Origin of the sequence: Kitasatospora sp. A2-31 (genome assembly GCF_022288725.1) — a bacterium.
Classification (GTDB): domain Bacteria; phylum Actinomycetota; class Actinomycetes; order Streptomycetales; family Streptomycetaceae; genus Kitasatospora.
Window position 1 is genome coordinate 601,586 of the sequence record NZ_JAKNTA010000003.1, and the last position, 18,786, is coordinate 620,371.

Below are 18,786 nucleotides of genomic sequence, written 5' to 3' on the forward strand. Positions count from 1 at the left end.
TCGGTTCCTCGGCAGGCCGGTGCAGCCGGTCCCGGCCGTGCGGTTCCCGGGCCCCGGGCCCCGGGCCCCGGGCGGTCTCAGGCGGCCGCGGTCCCGGCGGGGGCGGCGCGGGGCCGGCGCGCGGAGTGGCGGACGGTCCGGGCCCGCGCCCAGGCCGCGAACCCGACCAGCGCGGCGAAGCAGGGCACCATCAGCACCGCGTAGACCAGCAGGAAGCCGTGGGTGCCGAGGTCGGCCGCGGCGTTCCAGGTGCCGTGCAGGGCCATGGACAGCACCAGCCCGGTCGGCGCGGCCAGCCGGGCCAGCCAGCGCCGGCCGGTGGTGAGGGTGACGGCCAGACCCAGCCCGGTCAGCGCGGTGAACAACGGGTGGGCGAAGGGGGAGAGCAGGGCGCGCAGGACGAAGGTCTGCACCGTGCTGTCGAAGTCGCGCAGGCTCGGGGTCGCGCCGAGCCCGATGCTGTCCAGCCGCTGCTGCTCGTCGTCGCTGAAGGCCCGGCCCAGGTAGAGCGCGTTCTCGGTGAAGGCGAAGCCGCAGGCGGTGACCCCGCCGAGGACCACCCCGGCGGCCAGGGTGCGGGGGCGGGCCCGGGCCCGCGGACGGTCGTGGGTCAGCGGGTACGGGCGCAGGTAGGGCAGCGGCCGCAGGTAGGGCCGCAGCCGGCCGCGGGCGTTCGGTACGGCGGTCCGGCGGGCGTACGGGCGGGGCCGGCCGGCGCCGGGCAGCGGGCGCAGCACGCTCGCGCAGGGGCGGTCGGTGGTGCGGTGGCCGCGGCAGGGGAGCTGCCGGCCGATCGGGACCAGCAGCAGGAGCAGCGCCGCCCCCTTGGCGCTCTCCTCGATCACCGGGGTGACCAGGTCCGCGCCGAGCGCCTCGCCCAGGCTGCCCTGGTGGGCGGTCAGGTAGTCGGCGGTCCAGCCGTTGGCGAGGATCGCGACGGTGGTCGCCGCGAAGGCGCCCCAGCCGAGGCAGAACACGGTGTGCCGCAGCGGCACCCGGGCGGTCTGGTTGAGCCAGGCCAGGCCGCCGAGCACGAAGGGCAGCGGGACGGTCGCCAGGCCGAGGCCGACCAGCAGTCCGGTGGTGCCGGTCTGGCGGTGCACCAGGTGCAGGATCAGCACGCCGCAGCCGGCCAGGGCCAGGACGGCGCCCGCGGTGGCGGAGGAGATGGCGAGCGAGCGGCCGGCGCGCCGCCGACGGGGGGCGGGGCCGGCCGGCGGGCCCGGGGCAGCGGCTCGCGGGGCGGTCGGGGCAGCGGCGGGCGGGGCGGCGCCCGACGGGGTGTCGGGCGGGCCGCTCCCTTGCGGAACGGCCGGCGGCGGGGGCTGCGATGGGGGCTGCGGCGCGAGGGCGGGCGGCCAGGGCACGAGCCGGTGCGCCCGGCGCCCCCGGGGCCCCGGGATGGTCCGGGTGCCGGCGGGGCGCGTGGGCACCGCTCGGTCGTCGGCGGCGTGGGCCGTGGCCCGGTTCCCGCCGCCGGACGGGCTGCTCACCCGGCACAGGGTAGGCCAAGGCACCGGCCCGCCGGGAGGACTCGGGACGGATCCGCCCGGGCGGGTCGGCCGGACGGGGGCCCGGGGAGCCGGTGCGGGGCCGCCGGGTCGAACACCCGGCGGCGGCTCAGCGGCGGCGGAACAGCAGGTCGTGGACCACGTGGCCCTTGGCGAGCCCGGCCCGTTCGAACTTGGTGACCGGCCGCCAGTCCGGCCGCGGCGCGTAGCCGGGGATGCTGCCGTCCGGGTGGTCGGCGGGCTCCAGCCAGCCGGTGCCGTCGCCCTCCGGGTGCAGGTTCTCCAGCTCGGGCGAGGCGGAGAGCACCTCCAGCATCTGCTCCGCGTACGGCTCCCAGTCCGTGGCGCAGTGCACCAGGGCGCCCGGGGCGAGCCGCGGCAGCACCAGGTCCAGGAAGCTCGACTGGACCAGGCGGCGCTTGTGGTGCTTGGGCTTGGGCCACGGGTCGGCGAAGTAGACCCGCAGGCCGGCCAGCGAGGCGTCGGGCAGCATGTCGCGGAGCAGGATCACGGCGTCGCCTGCGGCCAGCCGGACGTTCTCCGAGCCGTCGCGCTCCAGCATGCCGAGCAGGTTGCCGTGGCCGGGGGTGTGGACGTCGGCGGCCAGGATGCCCATCGCCGGGTCGGCGGCGGCCATCGCGGCGGTGGTCTCGCCCATGCCGAAGCCGATCTCCAGGGTGACCGGCCGGCCGTCGAAGAGCTCGCGCAGGTCGAGCGGGGTGCCGTCGATCGCGATGCCGTACTTCTCCCAGCCCCGGTCCAGCGCGCCCGCCTGGGCGTTGGTCATCCGGCCCCGGCGCGGCTGGAAGCTGCGGATGCGCCGCTCGCTGTGCTGGGCCTCGGTGGCCTTGTGCGGGTACATCGGCGCGGGGTACGCGGCGGGCGCCGCGGAGAGCCGGGCGGAGGGCGATTGCTGGGGGATCGGGGCGGTGGCAGTCACAATCAACCGAGTCTACGGGGCCGCCCGGCGCGTACCGCAGGCCCGGCGGGGCCCTGTGACGCACGCGACGCGGGGGCGCGGAACGCGCGGCGCCCGCGCGGGAAGTCGAACGGGCCGACTTCCTGCGCGAGCGGCGTGATCCGGGGACAGGACCTGGTCGCGGGGGCCCGGCCACGCGTCTGCGCTCAGCCTCCGGCCTCCCGGGCGGCGAGCGCCCGGCGGGCCACCTCGCGGCCGATCGGCAGCGAGGCGGTGGCCGCCGGGGAGGGCGCGTTCAGCACGTGCACCAGGCGCCGGGTGGAGCGCGGGTCGTCCGGGTCGAAGCCGGCGAAGGCGAAGTCGTCCAGCAGCGTGCCGTCCCGGGCCACCGCCTGGGCCCGCACCCCGGCGGCGGCCGGGACGAGGTCCGCCGCGGTCACGGCGGGCAGCAGCCGCCGGACGGCGGCGGTGAACGCCCGCTTGGAGAGCGAGCGGTGCAACTCGCCGATCTCGTACCGCCAGTGCCGGCGGGCGATCTGCCAGGTGCCGGGGAAGGCGATCGTGTCGGCCAGGTCGCGCGGGCGGACGGTGCGCCAGTCGTAGCCCTCGCGGGCCAGCGCGGGCACCGCGTTGGGGCCGACGTGCACGTCGCCGTGGATGCCCCGGGTCAGGTGCACGCCGAGGAAGGGGAAGGCCGGGTCGGGCACCGGGTAGACCAGGCCGCGGACCAGCCCCCGGCGCTTCTCGGTCAGTTCGTAGTACTCGCCCCGGAAGGGCACGATCCGCACGCCGGGGTCGTCGCCGGCCAGCCGGGCGATCCGGTCGCTGTGCAGGCCGGCGCAGTTCACCAGCACCTGGCAGCGCAGCTCGCCCGCGGAGGTCTGGAGGGTCACCCCGTCGGCCCGCCGGGCCACGGCCCGCAGCTCGGTGCCGGTGCGCAGCTCGGCGCCGGCCTCCCGGGCCAGCCGGGCGTAGGTGCCGGCTACGGCCGGGAAGTCGCAGATGCCCGTGGTGCCGATGTGGAGCCCGGCGATGCCGGTGACCTCCGGCTCGTGCTCGGCGATGCCCGCCCGGTCCAGCTCGGTGACCGGGATGCCGTTCTCCCGGCCGCGCTCGGCGAGCGCGTGCAGCCGCGGCAGCTCGGCCGGGTCGGTGGCCACGATCAGCTTGCCGGTCACCTCGTACGGGACGTCGTGGGTGCGGCAGAACTCCACCATCTCGGCGGCGCCCGAGACGGCGTACCGGGCCTTGAGCGAGCCCGGCCGGTAGTAGACGCCACTGTGGATGACCCCGCTGTTGCGCCCGGTCTGGTGCGCGGCGAGGCCGGCCTCCTTCTCCAGCACCGCCAGTCGCAGTCCGGGCCGTTCCCTGGTCAGCGCGTACGCCGTGGAGAGCCCGACGATGCCCCCGCCCACCACCACGACGTCGTAGTCGTACGTCACCGCTCGCTCCCCATGCGTCCGCCCGGGTCCTCCCTCCGCGCCCGCCGCCGGGCGGGAGGGGCCCGACCCGCCGATGCTGCCACGGCGCGCGGTACCGGTCGAGGGGGCCTCCGGGCCCGTCCCGGAAACCCCCTGGGTGCCCGCCGCTCGGTGCGGGCCGTGGTCACGGGCGAGTCCGGACTCGGCTCGGCCCTACGGGCGTCGAATCCGGAGCAGCCCCCGCCCGCGCACCGGGCACCCGGGCGCTCCGCCTCCCGAGATCAAGGTGGCGGCGGTGTTGTTGTCCGGTTCACCGCGCCCCGCTGGGGGCACTCCACGAAGTAACCGCCGCCGTCGCACCGGGAGGTGCGGAATCCTCTGCGCGCATGGGTGTCCAGAGGTCCGGATCGGCTGAGGTGACGAGCTGTTCCACCGGCCGAGCTGCAACGGCCCGAAGGCCGGCGGCGGGACTCGGAACCGCGACCCGCCCATGAACGGTGGAAGCGACCTCCGCCCGGGCACCTGGACGGGGGAGAGCATAGCCCCGCCCCTCCCGGCCGTGCACCCGGATATCCGTCCGCCCCTCCGCGGCCGCCCCTCCGCGGCGGCCCCCCCCGTCGGCGCCCCTACGCCGAGCGCCCTCCACCGAGCCCCCCGCCTGCGCACCACCCTCCACCGGCGGCCCGCAGCCGTGCCGGGCCGGCCCCGCTACGCCGGGGCGACGATCACCGCGCGGGCCCGTTCGGTCAACTCCCGGACCCTGCGCTCGCCCTGGAACGGTTCGAGCCGGCGGAGCATCTCGACCACGTACTCGCGGCTGCGCTGGGAGGAGATCCGCCCGGCCACCTCGACGGCGCGCTCGCCGGCGGCGACGGCCGCGTCCAGGTTGCCGGCCTCCGCCTCGGCCATCGCGGAGACGACCAGCCGCAGTCCGTGCGAGCGGACGAAGCCCTCGGTCGGCCGGGCCAACGCCTCACGGGTGAACTGCCGGACCTTGGAGGGCACTCCGAGGTCGCGGAAGCACTCGGCGGCGTCGGCGGCGAGCCGGTCGTAGGCGTAGAAGTCGATCCACGCCGGATCGGGATCCCCGGCGCGTGCCCGCTCGAGTGCGCTCTCCGCCGCGCCGAGCGCCGTCGCACACGCCGCGGCATTGCGGGCCTTGGCCTGGGCCCGTGCCTCGACCAGGTGGAAGAAGCTCATGGTGCGGGCGGTGGCCAGCCCCCGGTTGCGCTCCAGTGCGGCCTGGGCGAGGTCGACGGCCTCCTCGGCGAAGCCCCGGTAGCCCGCCTGCAGGCTCATCGAGGCCAGGACGTAGCCGCCGAGCGGCACGTCGGCGGCGGCGCGGGCCAGGCGCAGCGCCTGGATGTAGTAGCGCTGGGCGGCCTCGTGCTGGCCGGTGTCGAAGGCCATCCACCCGGCCAGCCGGGTGAGTTCGGCGGTGGCGCCGAAGAGCGCCCGCCCCACCGCGTCGCTGTAGGAGGCCAGCAGCAGCGGCGCCGCCTCCACCCGCAGGCACTCCGGCACCATCGACGAACGCCAGTCCCCGCCGCCGTACTTGGAGTCCCAGCGGCGGGCCTCCTGGGCGGCCTCGCGGAGCTTCGCGGCGTCCGAGTGGCCGACCCGGTAGGAGCCGGCGTCGGCCGGCGTCCGGACCTCGCGGGCCACCGAGCCGTCCGCCGGGGTGATCAGCCAGCGGGAGACCGGGGTCGCGTACGCCGCCACCGAGAACGTCCCGGCCAGGCTGTCGCTCCAGCGGCCGCCGCCGGAGCCGCGGCGCAGGTCGAGGTCGACCCGCCAGAGGTCGGTGGCGGAGCGGACCGCCTCGGAGACCTCCCGCGGGAAGGCCAGGCCGAGTTCGGGCGCCGGGTCGGTGTCGCCGAGGCCGATCTCCTCCAGCGGCACCGGCCGGCCGAGCTTGCCGCCGATGGCGGTGGCGATCAAGTGCGGGACCGGCCCCTGCGGGACCATGCCCTTGCTGACCCAGCGGGCCACCGAGGTCTTGTCGTAGCGCAGCGTCAGCCCGCGTTGGGCGCCGAGGTCGTTGACCCGGCGGGCCAGGCCGGCGTTGCTGATCTGCGCGAGGGTCAGGAGCGTGCCGAGCCGTTCGTTCGGTCCACGTGGGCTGACGGTCATGGTGGCGGCGGCACCTCCTGCGGCCTTGTGCGCGGGGCCCGGGCGGCACCGGGCCGTAGCTGCTGTACCTAGAGTAGTCGGACGCGTTCCGAGGGTTAAGAGGCCGCATTCCGGATGGCGGGATCGCGCACCCGGCGCCGGGCCCCCGGCGGCCCGCGGGGCGGCCCGGCGGGTTGGTCCGGACCGCTCGGAACCGGCCGGGGGCGGGGCGGGCGGCCGCGCGCCGGAGCGTCGTGCTCCGGTCCCGTGTCGATGTGCGCCCGGGCATGCCCCCTGGCCCGACCGGCCGGTCGGCGATTCGCTGGTGGTCGTGGGTCGGCCCGCCGTCGAGGACCCGGCGGGCCGGGGGATGCCGCCGTCTCAATCCCCGCGGACGGCGGCGGAGTCCGGGAGGGCATGCGGATGCCCTCCCGGGCCGGACGGCGCCTTTCGGCCATCTCGCGATGGCCATGCCAAGGCGGCGGTGCGGGGCGGTCCGGGCCGAGGAGGGGGAGGCCCGGCCCGCCCCGGCGGGGGCGGATCCGCGGTGCCGGCCGGTCAGTGTGCCGCGGCCCGCCGGTGGGTACTCCGGGGACCGTGCCGGGGCCTGCCGGTGGGTGCTCCGGGGACCGTGCCGGGGCCTGCCGGTGGGTGCACCGGGCCTACCGGGCCCGCGCCGGGGCCCGCGGCGGGCCGTGTCGGGACCGCCGCAGACCTCCGCCGGACCTTCCGGACGCCGGCCGCGGACGCTGGGCCGCCGCCGGGCGGAAACGACAACTCCGGTCCCGGGACGGCCGACCGGTGGCACGATGTCTCCTGACGGTGCGCCGGATCGCGTGGGCGGCCGCCGCGGTGCGCCATGGGCCGGCCGGGGCTGCCCGGCGGGCGGACGCGCCGCGCGGCGGCAGGTCCTCGTCCGGTGGAGGCGCGATGCGGTGGCTGACGGGCTGGAGCACGGGCGCGCCCCGGGCGGGCGCACCGGCCCAGGAGACGCCCGGCTCCGTGGCACCGATCGCCGCGCGCGCCCTCTGGGCCGGACCGAACCCGCTCTGGGCCGTGGGGGACTGGCGCCCCGAGGAGATCCGCCTGGCCGCCCTGCGCCCCGGCGCCCCCGCCGCCGTCACCACCGGACCGACCGGGCCCGACCCGGTCGAGGACACCCCCGCCACCGTCCGGCTCGCCGTCCTCGGCCACTGCGGCGCCTCCGACGCCGAACTGGCAGCGGGCCTCGCCGCCGCGCGCGGCGGCGCCGTCCGCCACCTCACCGCCTGGCCCGGCAGCTACACCGTGGTGCTGCGCACCGGCACCCGCTCCACCGTGCTGCTCACCGACCTGGCCGGCGCCCGCCCCGTCTTCCACACCCCCTGGGCCGGCGGCACCGCGTACGCCACCGCCGCACTCCCGCTCGCCGACCTGATCGGCGCGCCGATCGACACCGGCCACCTGGCCGCCCGGCTGGCCTGCCCGGAGTCGCCCGAGGCCCTCGGCACCGGCACCCCCTACCTCGGCGTGCAGCAGGTGCCGCCCGGCCACGCGCTGGCGATCCGCGGCGGCCGCCCCTACCTCGCCGCCTACGACGACACCGGCGACGCGCAGCAGCGCCGCGGCGAGGCCCCGGCCGTCCGCGAACTCACCCGCGCGCTGCTGGAGTCGGTCCGCTCCCGGGTCCGCACCCCCGCCCCGGGCCGCGCCGCCGGCGAGCGGGCCCGGCTCGGCGTCGACCTCTCGTACGGCACGGCCTCCGCCACCGTGGCGCTGCTGGCCGCCGCCGTGCCGCTCGCCCCGGGGCCCGGGCCGGTGCCGGCCGTCCGCGGCCGGGCCGCGGCTGACGCGGACCCCGCCTCCGGCCCGGGTGCGACCAGGACCGGTGCGGTCAAGGGCTCCTGGGCCCGGGCCGCCGCCCCGGGCCGGGCCGGACCGGAGCAGCTGGCCGCCGTCACCCTCGGCGAGACCGACGCCCCCGCGACGCTCGCCCCCGACGTCCCCCGGCTGCGGCACACCGTGCTCGCCCCCGACCCGGCCACCCTCCCGTACGCGGACCTGCGCGCCGACCCGCAGGACGGCCCGCTCACCGACGAGCCCGGCCCCGAACTGGTCGCCGCGGCCCGCGCCGAGGCCCGCTTCGGCGCCGGCGGCACCGACCACCTCACCGGCTACGGCGCCCGCCAGGTCCTCGACGGGCACCCCGCCCGGCTGGCCGACCTCGTCCGGGCCGGCCGCCCGCGCGAACTGCTGCCACCGGTCGCCGCCCTGGCCGGCGCCGACCGGGCGACGGCCGGCGTTCTCGCGGGCGCGCTGCGCACCCCCCTCACCGTCGTCCGCGCCGCCCACCGGCTCTCCCGGATCCGCTACGCCGACGCGCTCGACGACGCCGCGGTGCGGCTGACCCTGCGCCACGGCCCGGACGGCGCCGGCACGGCGGGCGCCCGCTCGGCGGACGACCTGGCCTGGTGCGTCCCCGGACCGGCCGCCCGCTGGCTCTCCGACGAGGCGCTCTCCGCGGTCGCGCTGAGGCTGCGGCTGGCGGCGCGCGAACCGGCGCCCGTCGAGCTGCCGGGCGCCCGCCGGGCCCGGTACGCCCTCTACCGGCACGCGCGCGGCTTCCGCACGCTGGTGCACGCCGCCGAACAGCCGGGACAGCGGCTGCACGCGCCGTTCCTGGACAACCAGGTGGTCCGCGCGGCGCGGCTGTTCCCCGACGACGTCCGGCTCCAGCCCGGTGCCCGGCACGCCCTGCTGCGCGCGGTGCTCACCGGCGCCGGCCGCACCGACCTCCCGCCCGACTGGGGCCGCGGCCCGCGTCCCGACCGCACCGCGCCCGCCCGGGCCGGCCTGCGGCTCGCCGCCGACGGCCTCGCCGAGCTGTTCGACGCCCCGCTGCTCGCCGAGGCGGGCCTGATCGACCTGCCCGCCGTCCGGGCCGGCCTCGCCCGTTCCGCGGACCCGACGGCCCCGCTGCCGCCCGGCACCCTGGCCGGGCTCGCCGAGCTGGCTGCCACCGAGCTCTGGCTGCGCCGCGTCCGCGCCCGCCGCCACGGCGCCTGCTGGACCGGCCTGCCACCGGCCCGGCGCGCCGCGCTGGCCCCCGCCCGCTTCGGCTGAGGCTGCGGGCCACGCGCGCCGGCCCGGGTGCGGCCCGGCGCGCCGCGGCGCCCCGGCGCGGCTCGGCCGCCCCGGCGGTTCCGACGGGCAATCATGGCGCCAGCCCGTCCGCTCCGCCCGCCTGGAGGCCTTGGTGACCAGCGCCAGCCCGGATCCGTCCGTCCCCGTCGTCCTGTCGGTGCTCGGCCGGCCGCCGACGGGGCGCCCGCCGGGCGTGCTGGCCGGCTGCGACGGCTCGGACGGCTCGCTCTGGGCGCTGGACCGGGCGATGACCGAGGCCGAGCGGTTCGGCCTGCCGCTGTACGTGCTCGCGGTGGTCAACCCGGCCCCGGCCGGCTACCCGCCGGGGATGGCGGAGCTGGTCCAGGAGAGCGTCGAGACGCTGGTCGAGAGCATGGCCGACGGCCTGCGCCGGGCGGTGGCCGCGGTGCAGCGGGCCCGGAGCGTCCCGTACGAGGGTGCGCTCTCGCTGCACGTGGTGCTCGGCAACGTGATCGAGGTGCTGCTGGCCGCCTCGGGCCGGCAGCACACGCTGGTGGTCGGCACCCGGGGCAACGGCGGCTTCAACCGCCTGCTGCTGGGCTCGGTCAGCTCGGCGGCGGTCCACCACGCGGCCTGCCCGGTGCTGGTCGTCCCCGCGCCGCCTGCGCTCGAGCCGCCGGCGCCCTGAGGCGCCGGCCCCCGAGCCGGGGCGGGGCCCGGACGCCTCGGGGGGAGCCTGCCGGGAATGTCCCGAGATGGTTGACCGTTCACCCATCCGGAACACCGTCCGCCCCACCCCTGGAGAAACCCCCGCCATGAAGGTCGAGATCTACTCGGACATCGCCTGTCCCTGGTGCTACATCGGCAAGCGCCGCTTCGAGGAGGCGCTGGACGGCTTCGCGGGCAGGGAGGGCGTCGAGGTGGTCTACCGGCCGTACCAGCTGGTGCCGGACGCGCCGGCCACGGCGAGCCCGCACCGCGCCTGGCTGGCCGAGCGCTACGGCCCGCAGTCCGTCGCGATGGACGCCCGGGTGGCCGAGCTGGGCCGCGCCGAGGGCATCACCTACGACTTCGACGCCGCGCTGCACGCCAACACCTTCCTGGGCCACCGGCTGCTCCACCTCGCCGAGACCGAGTACGGCGCGGCCGCCCAGGGCCGGGTGAAGGAGGCGCTGCTCAAGGCCCACTTCACCGACGGCGTGGACGTCGGCGACCGCGCCGCGCTCACCGACGTCGCGGTCTCCGCCGGCCTGGACCGCGACCGGGTGGCGGCCTACCTCGCGGGCGACGAGGGCACCGCCGAGGTGCAGGCGCAGCTGGCCGAGGCCCGGGAGCTGGGCATCACCGCCGTGCCGACCTTCGTCTTCGAGGGCAAGTGGGCCGTGCAGGGCGGACAGGAGGTCGAGACCTTCCGCAAGGTGCTGGAGCAGGTCGCCGCCGAGATCGGCGAGCGCCGCCCCGCGCCGCTGGAGGTCGCCCCGGCCGGCGAGGCCTGCGCGGACGGCTCCTGCGCGATCTGAGACCGCCACCCCGTCCCGGGGCTGCTCCGAGGCCGCCGGGCGGCCCGACCGAGGCCCGCTTCAGACGCACCTGAAGCGGGCCTCGGCCCAGTCCGCGACGTTCAGCGCCGGCCAGACCCCGTGCGCCGGGGTGACCACCAGCCGCACCGACTTCTGCCCGTCCAGCGGGACGTGCACCGGCACCGCGTCGTCCCCCGTGGCCAGGGCGGGCGACCTCCAGAGCGTGCGGCCGTCGGCGGCCTGCACGGAGAAGACCACGCCGCCGGGCCAGGCGGTGACGTCGTCCACCCCGGCGACCGCGTCGAACGACGTGCAGCTGCGGTTGAGGTCGACCACGGTGGCGGCCGGCGCGTGCACGGTGACCCCGTGGGCGTACCGGGTGCCGCCGATCCGGACGCTGTCGCGCTGCCAGAACCAGTCGCTGTCCTTCTGCCGGATGCTCGGGCCCGGCGGCGGCACCCGGTTCCGGCCGGGCTTGATCACCGGCAGGTCGTCGGCCCAGAAGTCGGTCGGCGCGGGCACGGTCGGCGTCGGCACCGGGGGCGGCGTCGGCGTCGGCACGACGGGCGGCTCCGGGGTGGGCACCACGGGCACGGTCGGCGTCGGCACCACCGGGACCGGCACCGGGGGCGGCGTCGGCTTCGGCGGCGGGGTGGGAGTCGGCGTCGGGGACGGCGGGGCCGGCCGCGTGCTGCTCGGCGCGGGCCCCGGCGGCTCGGCGCGTGGGCTGGCCGGTGCCGGTGCCGGTGCCGGTGCTGCCGCTGCCGGCGGTGCCGGCGGCTTCGGCGAGGGGGACGGGCTCGGCGGGGGCTCCTCCACGGGCTCGGGCTCGGGGCTGCGCGGCGCGGGGCTCGGGGGCACCGGGGCCGGGACGGGTGCCGGCGGCGGAGCCGGGACGGCAGGGGAGGAGGCCGGGGGAGCGGCCGCCACGGGCGTCGGGTCGGGCGAGCCGGTGAGCGCGTAGGCGGCGACGGCCGCCGCGGCCATCGCGACGGCGGCGGCGATCCCGGCCTTGGCCGCCACGCCGAGGCCCTCGCCGGCCAGCGCCCCGGCGCCGACACCGCCGCCACCCGCGGAACCCGCCGCACCGCCGGCCGCTCCGGCCGCCGAACCCGCCGCCGTGCCGGCGGTCGTCCCCGCCGCTCCGGCGGCCGCGCCGCCCGAGGTGGCCGCCGCCGTACCGGCCGCCGCACCGCCGACCGCCGCGGCCCCGCCCACGGCGGCCGCGGCGGCGCCGAAGCCGCCCACGCCGACCCAGACCAGCACGCCGCCGGGCAGCAGAGCCCGAAGCCCGTGGTTGATCTCGGACAGCTCCAGGCAGGCGGCCGTGCACCGGTCGCACTCCTTCAGGTGGCGCCCGACCTCCGCCGACGCCCGCTTGCGCAGCGAGCCGCGCGCGTACGCGCCGAGGCGGTTGGCGTACCCCTCGCAGTCCCGGTCCTGGATGCCCGAGACGTGCGCCTGGAGGAAGCCGGCGGCCAGCCGGTCGCGCGCCCGGTGCGCCTGCACGGCGGTGGCGTTGGCGGTCTTGCCGAGCATCACCGCGACGGTCTTGGGGGACTCCCGCTCGACCTCGGTGTGCCAGAGCACCACCCGGTCGTCCTCCGGGAGTTCGGCGTAGGCCTGCATCACCATGCGCTGGTCGGCCAGCGCCATCGCCCAGGCGTCCGCGCCCGGGTCGGCCAGGTCGAGGTCGACGGTGGCGGCCGAGGTCTGCGCGAACGAGCTGAAGTCGTCGATGAGTTGTTCGCGCCGCTCGCTGCGGGTCCAGGCCGCGGCGACGTTGCGCACGGCGGTCAGCAGGTAGGCGCGGACGGCGAACTCCGGCCCCTTGCCGGCCTTCAGCGCCTGGAGGGTGCGGGCGAAGACCTCGCCCGCGAGGTCCTCGGCGGTGAAGCTGTCCCGGCAGCAGGTCCGCGCGTAGCGGCGCACCGAGTCCGCGTGCCGGCGGTAGATCTCCTCGTACGCGGTGTCGTCGCCGGCCCGGACCAGGGCCGTCAACTCGGCGTCGGAGGGCGGGCGCTCGCCGTCCACCGGATCGGCGGGCGCGGGCACGGTGGGCCGGGCGGGCCGGCGCGCGCCGACGAAGGCCTCAGGGGTGACGCCACCCCGGCCGGCCGGCGCCTGGCCGGGAACACGGCCGTGCGGGAGCGCGGCGGCGGAGGCCGAGAGGGTCTCGCGGCTGGGCATCCCGGCCTGGTCCGGCACCTGCGCGGTGGGCCCCGGGGGCGTGGACGGGTCGGGCAGTCCGCCGGGCGCGTGCCCCGGCGCGTGGCCGGGTGGACCCGCGCTCGGACCCTGCGGTCCGCCGTCCGGACCGCTCTGGCCGGACCGGCCGAAGTCGAGGCCGTAGCCGTAGTCGTTCTGTTCCTCGGCGCTCACAACGGACCCCAGATTCCACGACAGCCCCCGAAGTGTGGCAGGGCGCGCGGGAGTGCGTGAGCGCACGGTTCCCGGCGGTGCGGCGCCGACTGCGCGCGAACGGCACGCAACGGGACATTGGCTCCAACCACGGGCAAAGGATGGCATAGCGCAGAGTGGGGCGGTAGCCGGACCGCCGTCACCCACTCTTCCGAGGGGCCGTCGCGGATGTGTTCGGCCAGGCCGGCGCCCCGGCGGCGCGCAGCCCCGCGCCGAGCGCACGACCGGACGGCGCACGCCGGCGAGACGCCCAACTCGTCTGCCGCCAGCGGGCGGAGGGGGCGCATCGCGCCGGACCTCAGCGCGCCCGCAGCCCGTCCAGGAGGATCCGCAGCAGCCGGTCGGCTGGTCCCTCGGCGGGTTGACCGTCCGTCTGTCGCACGCCCGCCGAACCGAGTCGGCCGCCCGCCGCGACCGCCGCACCCGCCGCGCCCGCCGCGGCCGGTTCGGGTGCGGCCCGTCCGGCGTGCACCGGCACCGAGGCCGTCAGCACCAGGACCACGTCCGACACCGTCACCCCGGCCCGCAGCTCGCCGGCCGCACCCGCGCGGGCGACCAGCGCCGCCAGCAGTTGCAGCAGCAGCCGCGGGTCCGCGTCCGCTGCCGGGTCGCCGTCCTGCGGCCCACCGCTGCGTGGCTCGACCCGACCCGCACCAGCGCCGGAGAGACCGCCCGGCGCACCGCCCGGGACGGAGCCCGGGACGCCGCCCGCACCGGCCGGGTCGCCCGACCGCTGCTCGGGCACCCGGCCCAGCTCCTCCGCGTACCGGAACGCCTCCGGCGGCAGCAGCCGCCCGGCGCCGGTCGACACCGCCCGCGCCAGATACCCGGCCAGCGCCTCCCAGGCGCCGTCGCCGCCGTACAGCGACTCGCGCGCCTGTGCCGTCAGCCAGGCCACCTCCTCGGCGGCGATCCGCTGGACCAGCACCTCCTTGCTCGGGAAGCGCCGGTACACCGTGCCGACCCCGACCCCGGCCCGGCGCGCGACCTCCTCCATCGGCGCGCCGTACCCGAACTCGCCGAACACCTCGCGAGCCGCCCGGAGCACGCTCTCCAGGTTCCGCCGGGCGTCCACCCGCAACCGGGAACCAGGCACCGCCGCACCGCCGAGCTGTGCCGGCTCGGCCCGGTACGGGACTCCGGCGTACGCGACCCCGGCCTGTGCCGACGGCTCCGCCGGGCCGCGCTGCTCCGGCACCACACCCTGGACGGCGCGCGGAGCGTCCGCCCGCCCCAACAGTCGATCCTGTTCCATCATCCCAACTCTCCCCCGCAGGCACCCGTTCCCGGGCCCTGTCGTCGCCCGCCCCTGCACCCCCCGGTGCAGCTCCGCCTGTCGGAAATGACCCGATGACCCATCACTCGCGCCGGTGGCGCCGTGCCCGCCGGCTCGCCCTGCCCGGGAGACGCCCGGCCGTCCGTGCCCGGCCGACCGGGTCCGACGGGACCCGGCTGACCGCATACGCACGAGGACCGTCCGACCGGGCCTCGTCCGGGACTACCCTTCCCCGGAACACCGTCCCGCAGTCGGGCTCTCCCGCCAACGCTGGAACTGGCCGTAATGGCCGCCCCACGGTGCGTCGCCGCCGATTGACATGGCGGTGGCCGCGCCGAAACACAATCCGACCATAGTTCACCTCGGTTCGAGGCCGAAAGTGCGTCAGAAACCGTCCCCGTGAGCACATCCGGTCCCGCCCGTCCACTCCGGCCCCGTCCGCCCCGGCACGGACTGTGGACAAGAGGGCCCCCGGCGGTCCTTCATTGAGGGCTAGACGACGGCGGTGCGCCGGCGGCCGATGGCCGGCGGACGGCCAACATCGGCAGGAGGTGCGTCATCAGGATCCTGATCGTCGGGGGCGGCTGCGCAGGGATGTCCGCCGCGCTGCACCTCCAGCGCGGGCTGAGGGAGCGGATCCGCAGCGGAGACGCGGAGATCACCGTCGTCGAGCCGCGCTCGCACCTGACGTACCACCCGCTGCTCGCCGAGGTCGCGGCCGGCTCGATCGACCCCCGGCACGTGGTCGTCCCGCTGCGCCGGGCCCTCCCGCACTGCCGGGTCCTCACCGCCAGGATCACCCGGATCGAGCACGCCACCCGCCGGGCCTGGGCCGACGCCGCCGGGCGCGGCGAACCGCCGGCCCCCGTCGAGCTCGACTACGACGTGCTGGTGGTCGCCCCCGGCTCGGTCTCCCGGACGGACCCCGTCCCCGGACTCGCCGAGCACGGCCTCGGGTTCTCCACCGTCGCCGAGGCGGTGGGCCTGCGCAACCACGTCCTGGAACAGCTCGACCTCGCCTCCGCCACCCGTGACCCGGCCCTCCGCCAGGCCGCGCTGACCTTCGTCTTCGTCGGCGCCGGCTACGCGGGCGTCGGCGCGCTCGCCGAACTGGAGGACATGGCCCGCCACGCGGTCCGCGGCTACCACAACGTCGGCCAGGACGACCTGCGCTGGGTGCTGGTCGAGGCGACCGACCGGATCCTCGCCGAGGAGTCCCCCGAGCTGGCCGCGCACACCCTGGCCCAGCTGCGCGAACGCAGCGTCGACGTCCGGCTGCGCACCACCCTGGAGTCGGCCGCCGGTCGGGTGGTGGCGCTCTCCGACGGCAGCCGGTTCGCCGCCCGCACCCTGGTCTGGACGGCCGGGGTGCGGCCGTCCCCGCTCCTGCGCGACACCGACCTGCCGCTGGACACCCTCGGCCGGATCCGCTGCCTGCCCACCCTTCAGGCCGTCGGCCCGGACGGCCGGGCGCTGCCCGGGGTCTGGGCCGCGGGGGACGGCGCCGCCGTGCCCGACCCGCGCGCGGGGGGCGCCCCCTGCGCGCCCAACGCGCAGCACGCCTTCGCCCAGGCCGAGCTGCTCGCCGACAACCTGCTCGTGTCCCTGGACGGCGGTCCCCGGGCAGCCGGCATCGCCGAGTACCGGCCGGACCGCGCCGCCTGCTCCACCTCGCTCGGCCTGCACCGCGCGGTCGCCCACACCCGGCGCGGCGGGCGGCTCACCGGCCGGCGCGCCTGGTGGCTGCACCGGGCCCGGCACCTGAACCGGCTGCCGAGCGGCGACCGGAAGGTGCGGGTGCTGATGGACTGGCTGCTCGGCGGGGTGTTCTCCCGCGAGGTGGTCTCGCTCGGAACGCTGGAGCACCCGAGGGCGGAGTTCGAGGCGGGGTTCGGGAACGGGCCGGGGAACGGGCGCGGCACGGGGCCGGAGACGGGCTCCGGCCGGGGGACCGCGGACGACCGTCCGACCTGACGGCGCCCCCGGGCGCCCCACCGTGCCCCACCCGGCGGCCGCGCCGTGTGCGCGCGACTTCCGGAATCGGGCCTCCGCCTGACAGGATCAGCCCCAACCGAGTCATTACCCCTTGTGTCAGTGCGCACACAAAAAGTGATGATATGCCTGGAAACCGAGGAAGCGGCCGTCGTTTGAACCTCATGCGCTGGAGCGCCCGACTCACCGGAGTCCCTCGGCGTGCCCTCCCGACCGGCGGGAGCGGCACCGACCAGGGCACGCCCTCCGGCGATGTCGTGGTCCCCGGCCCCCGCGACCCCGCCACCCCGGCAGGCCCGAGCGAGCTGCTCGACCCGCAGCGTCCGCAGGACCTGCGCGAGGTGCTCAACCGCATCCCCGCCCCGGTCGCCGTCACGTACGGCCCGCTCCACCAGCTCGGCTACGCCAACCGCGCCTACCGCGAACTCTTCGGAGAACGCCAGGCCGGCCTGCCCGCCTGCGACGCCCTGCCCGAGCTCGGCACCATGGGCGTGCTGCCGCTGATGGACCAGGTCATCCGCGGCGGCCGCCCGCGCAGCGTCAAAGCCCGCTGCATCCTCGGTCTGACCGGCAACCGCTACTACAACGTCTCCTGCGTCCCGCTCAGCCGCCACGACCACCGCGCCGAGCCGGACGACAGCAGCGACCACAGGGACACGCCGCCGGCCGGCGTCCTCATCTTCGCCGCCGAGGTCACCGACCAGGTCCTCGCCGCCACCCGCCTCCGGGAGGCGGAACGCCGCCAGCGCGAGGCCGCCGTCACCCTCCAGCGCAGCCTGCTCCCGCAGAAGCTCGACCAGCCCGCCGATCTCCGGGTCGCCGCCACCTACCAGCCCGGCGGCGCCGAGGCCGCCGTCGGCGGCGACTGGTACGACGTCATCGCCATCGACGGCGGCCGGACCGCCCTGGTCATCGGCGACGTCATGGGCCGCGGACTGCGCGCCGCCGCGGTCATGGGCCAGCTCCGCACCGCCGTCCGCGCCTACGCCCGCCTCGACCTCCCGCCGCACGAGGTGATGCGCCTGCTCGACGGCCTCGCCATGGAGATCGACGCCAACCAGATCGCCACCTGCAGCTACGCCGTCTGGGACCCGAAGCGCCGCACCCTCACGTACGCCTCGGCCGGCCACCTGCCGATGCTGCTGCGCTGCCCGGACGGCACCATCCTGCGCAGCGAGGAGCAGAACGGTCCGCCGCTGGGCACCGGTGACGGCGTTCACGTCTCGCACACGCTGCGCCTGCTCCCCGGAACGACCGGTGTCCTCTATACGGACGGCCTGGTGGAGCGCCGGGACGAGGACATCGACCAGGGCCTCGATCTGCTCGCCCGCACCCTCACCGGAGCGGTCGGCGCCCCCGACGTCGTCTGTGCCCGGCTGCTGCGGGCGATGGGTGTCACGGCGGAGCACGACGACGACGTCGCCGTGCTCGCGTTCCAGCTGCCGGCGGAGGAGGGCGACCCGGCGGCGGAGTCTCCGGTCGATGCGGTGAGCCCGGTTCCGGAGCCGGGCTCCGGAACCGGGGCGGGGGGTTGACTCGCCTTCCCCAGGGGTCTAGTGTTCTTCGAGTTGCCTGGCAGGGAGCACCGGACACGCATCGGCGCGGACGGTCCCGGGGCGGCCAATCCCCAGAAACACCACTCCTTCCCTTTCGGGCTGGTTGCGCTTTGTCGCGCTCCTGTTCGGACCGGGGTCTATTCGGTGTGTGCGTTTATCGGGATTGCGGCCGGATTCGCCTTTCGGGGCGGGGATCGGCTAGAGTTTGAAACGTCGGACGGGGCGTCAAGCACCAGAAGACACCGGCAAGTTGGATGAACGAAGCCCCGGAAACGGAGCGGAAAACATCTGATAAGCTGGAAACACGAAAGAACGAAGCGCCCGGAGGGCCGGTGTGAAAGCCGCCTGAAGGAAGCGTCCGTTCCTTGAGAACTCAACAGCGTGCCAAAAGTCAACGCCAGATATGTTGACATCCCCGGCCTCAGATTCTCTGGGGTTGGAGATTCCTTTTGAAATAACACAGCGAGGACGCAGTGCGCGGGGCCGCCCTATTCCGGTGGTTGCCGTGCCGCTCAACGCGAGTGTGCCGCTCGCAGCTCTTAATCGAGCACAGTCGGGCAAGCATTCACGGAGAGTTTGATCCTGGCTCAGGACGAACGCTGGCGGCGTGCTTAACACATGCAAGTCGAACGGTGAAGCCCTTCGGGGTGGATCAGTGGCGAACGGGTGAGTAACACGTGGGCAATCTGCCCTGCACTCTGGGACAAGCCCTGGAAACGGGGTCTAATACCGGATATGACCTTCCTCCGCATGGGGGTTGGTGGAAAGCTCCGGCGGTGCAGGATGAGCCCGCGGCCTATCAGCTTGTTGGTGGGGTAATGGCCTACCAAGGCGACGACGGGTAGCCGGCCTGAGAGGGCGACCGGCCACACTGGGACTGAGACACGGCCCAGACTCCTACGGGAGGCAGCAGTGGGGAATATTGCACAATGGGCGAAAGCCTGATGCAGCGACGCCGCGTGAGGGATGACGGC

10 protein-coding genes, 1 rRNA gene and 1 pseudogene (1 of these 12 running past the window's edge) are annotated in these 18,786 nt (G+C 76.9%); 6 read left to right on the forward strand and 6 right to left on the reverse strand.

Features of this window, described 5'->3' with window-relative positions:
- Positions 1–77: 77 nt before the first annotated feature.
- The 4 genes from MCM47_RS43220 to MCM47_RS11645 all read right to left on the reverse strand — a co-directional run bounded on the left by MCM47_RS43220 (position 78) and on the right by MCM47_RS11645 (position 5,984).
- Positions 78–1,493, reverse strand: a complete 1,416-nt coding sequence (locus MCM47_RS43220) for a PrsW family intramembrane metalloprotease (protein ID WP_238861078.1) — start codon at positions 1,491–1,493, stop codon at positions 78–80.
- A gap of 127 nt (positions 1,494–1,620) precedes the next feature.
- A complete protein-coding gene (trmB, locus tag MCM47_RS11630; protein ID WP_238861080.1) occupies positions 1,621–2,451 on the reverse strand; it encodes a tRNA (guanosine(46)-N7)-methyltransferase TrmB in 831 nt (276 codons plus the stop codon).
- Positions 2,452–2,636: 185 nt separating this feature from the next.
- Positions 2,637–3,872, reverse strand: a complete 1,236-nt coding sequence (lhgO, locus tag MCM47_RS11635; RefSeq protein WP_238861083.1) for an L-2-hydroxyglutarate oxidase — start codon at positions 3,870–3,872, stop codon at positions 2,637–2,639.
- A 687-nt stretch (positions 3,873–4,559) separates the two neighbouring features.
- Positions 4,560–5,984 carry an MFS transporter gene (locus MCM47_RS11645; RefSeq protein ID WP_238861085.1) on the reverse strand — a complete coding sequence of 475 codons (1,425 nt, stop codon included), beginning with the start codon at positions 5,982–5,984 and terminating at the stop codon, positions 4,560–4,562.
- A gap of 909 nt (positions 5,985–6,893) precedes the next feature.
- Between MCM47_RS11645 and MCM47_RS11650 the strand changes: the two genes are divergently transcribed.
- The 3 genes from MCM47_RS11650 to MCM47_RS11660 all read left to right on the forward strand — a co-directional run bounded on the left by MCM47_RS11650 (position 6,894) and on the right by MCM47_RS11660 (position 10,567).
- Positions 6,894–9,065, forward strand: coding sequence for an asparagine synthase-related protein (locus tag MCM47_RS11650; RefSeq protein ID WP_238861088.1), 2,172 nt, complete (start codon positions 6,894–6,896; stop codon positions 9,063–9,065).
- A 133-nt stretch (positions 9,066–9,198) separates the two neighbouring features.
- Entirely contained in the window at positions 9,199–9,735 is a 537-nt protein-coding gene (locus MCM47_RS11655; RefSeq protein ID WP_238861090.1) for a universal stress protein, read from the forward strand.
- Positions 9,736–9,802: 67 nt separating this feature from the next.
- The gene (locus tag MCM47_RS11660) at positions 9,803–10,567 is read left to right on the forward strand and encodes a DsbA family protein (RefSeq protein WP_305067966.1); all 765 of its coding nucleotides are present in this window, start codon (positions 9,803–9,805) and stop codon (positions 10,565–10,567) included.
- Between the two features lie 60 nt (positions 10,568–10,627).
- Here MCM47_RS11660 and MCM47_RS11665 read toward each other — a convergent pair whose 3' ends face one another.
- The gene (locus tag MCM47_RS11665; RefSeq protein WP_308222314.1) at positions 10,628–12,949 is read right to left on the reverse strand and encodes a sigma-70 family RNA polymerase sigma factor; all 2,322 of its coding nucleotides are present in this window, start codon (positions 12,947–12,949) and stop codon (positions 10,628–10,630) included.
- Between the two features lie 337 nt (positions 12,950–13,286).
- Entirely contained in the window at positions 13,287–14,243 is a 957-nt protein-coding gene (locus MCM47_RS11670; RefSeq protein WP_238861095.1) for a TetR/AcrR family transcriptional regulator, read from the reverse strand.
- A 615-nt stretch (positions 14,244–14,858) separates the two neighbouring features.
- Between MCM47_RS11670 and MCM47_RS11675 the strand changes: the two genes are divergently transcribed.
- From MCM47_RS11675 to MCM47_RS11685, 3 genes and pseudogenes are all read left to right on the forward strand, one after another.
- Positions 14,859–16,238: an FAD-dependent oxidoreductase gene (locus tag MCM47_RS11675; protein WP_238861097.1), complete on the forward strand. Its 1,380-nt coding sequence runs from the start codon at positions 14,859–14,861 to the stop codon at positions 16,236–16,238.
- A 173-nt stretch (positions 16,239–16,411) separates the two neighbouring features.
- Positions 16,412–17,722: pseudogene (locus MCM47_RS11680) on the forward strand (PP2C family protein-serine/threonine phosphatase); the annotation flags it as partial.
- A 654-nt stretch (positions 17,723–18,376) separates the two neighbouring features.
- Positions 18,377–18,786, forward strand: a 16S ribosomal RNA gene (locus tag MCM47_RS11685); it runs 1,107 nt beyond the window's last position.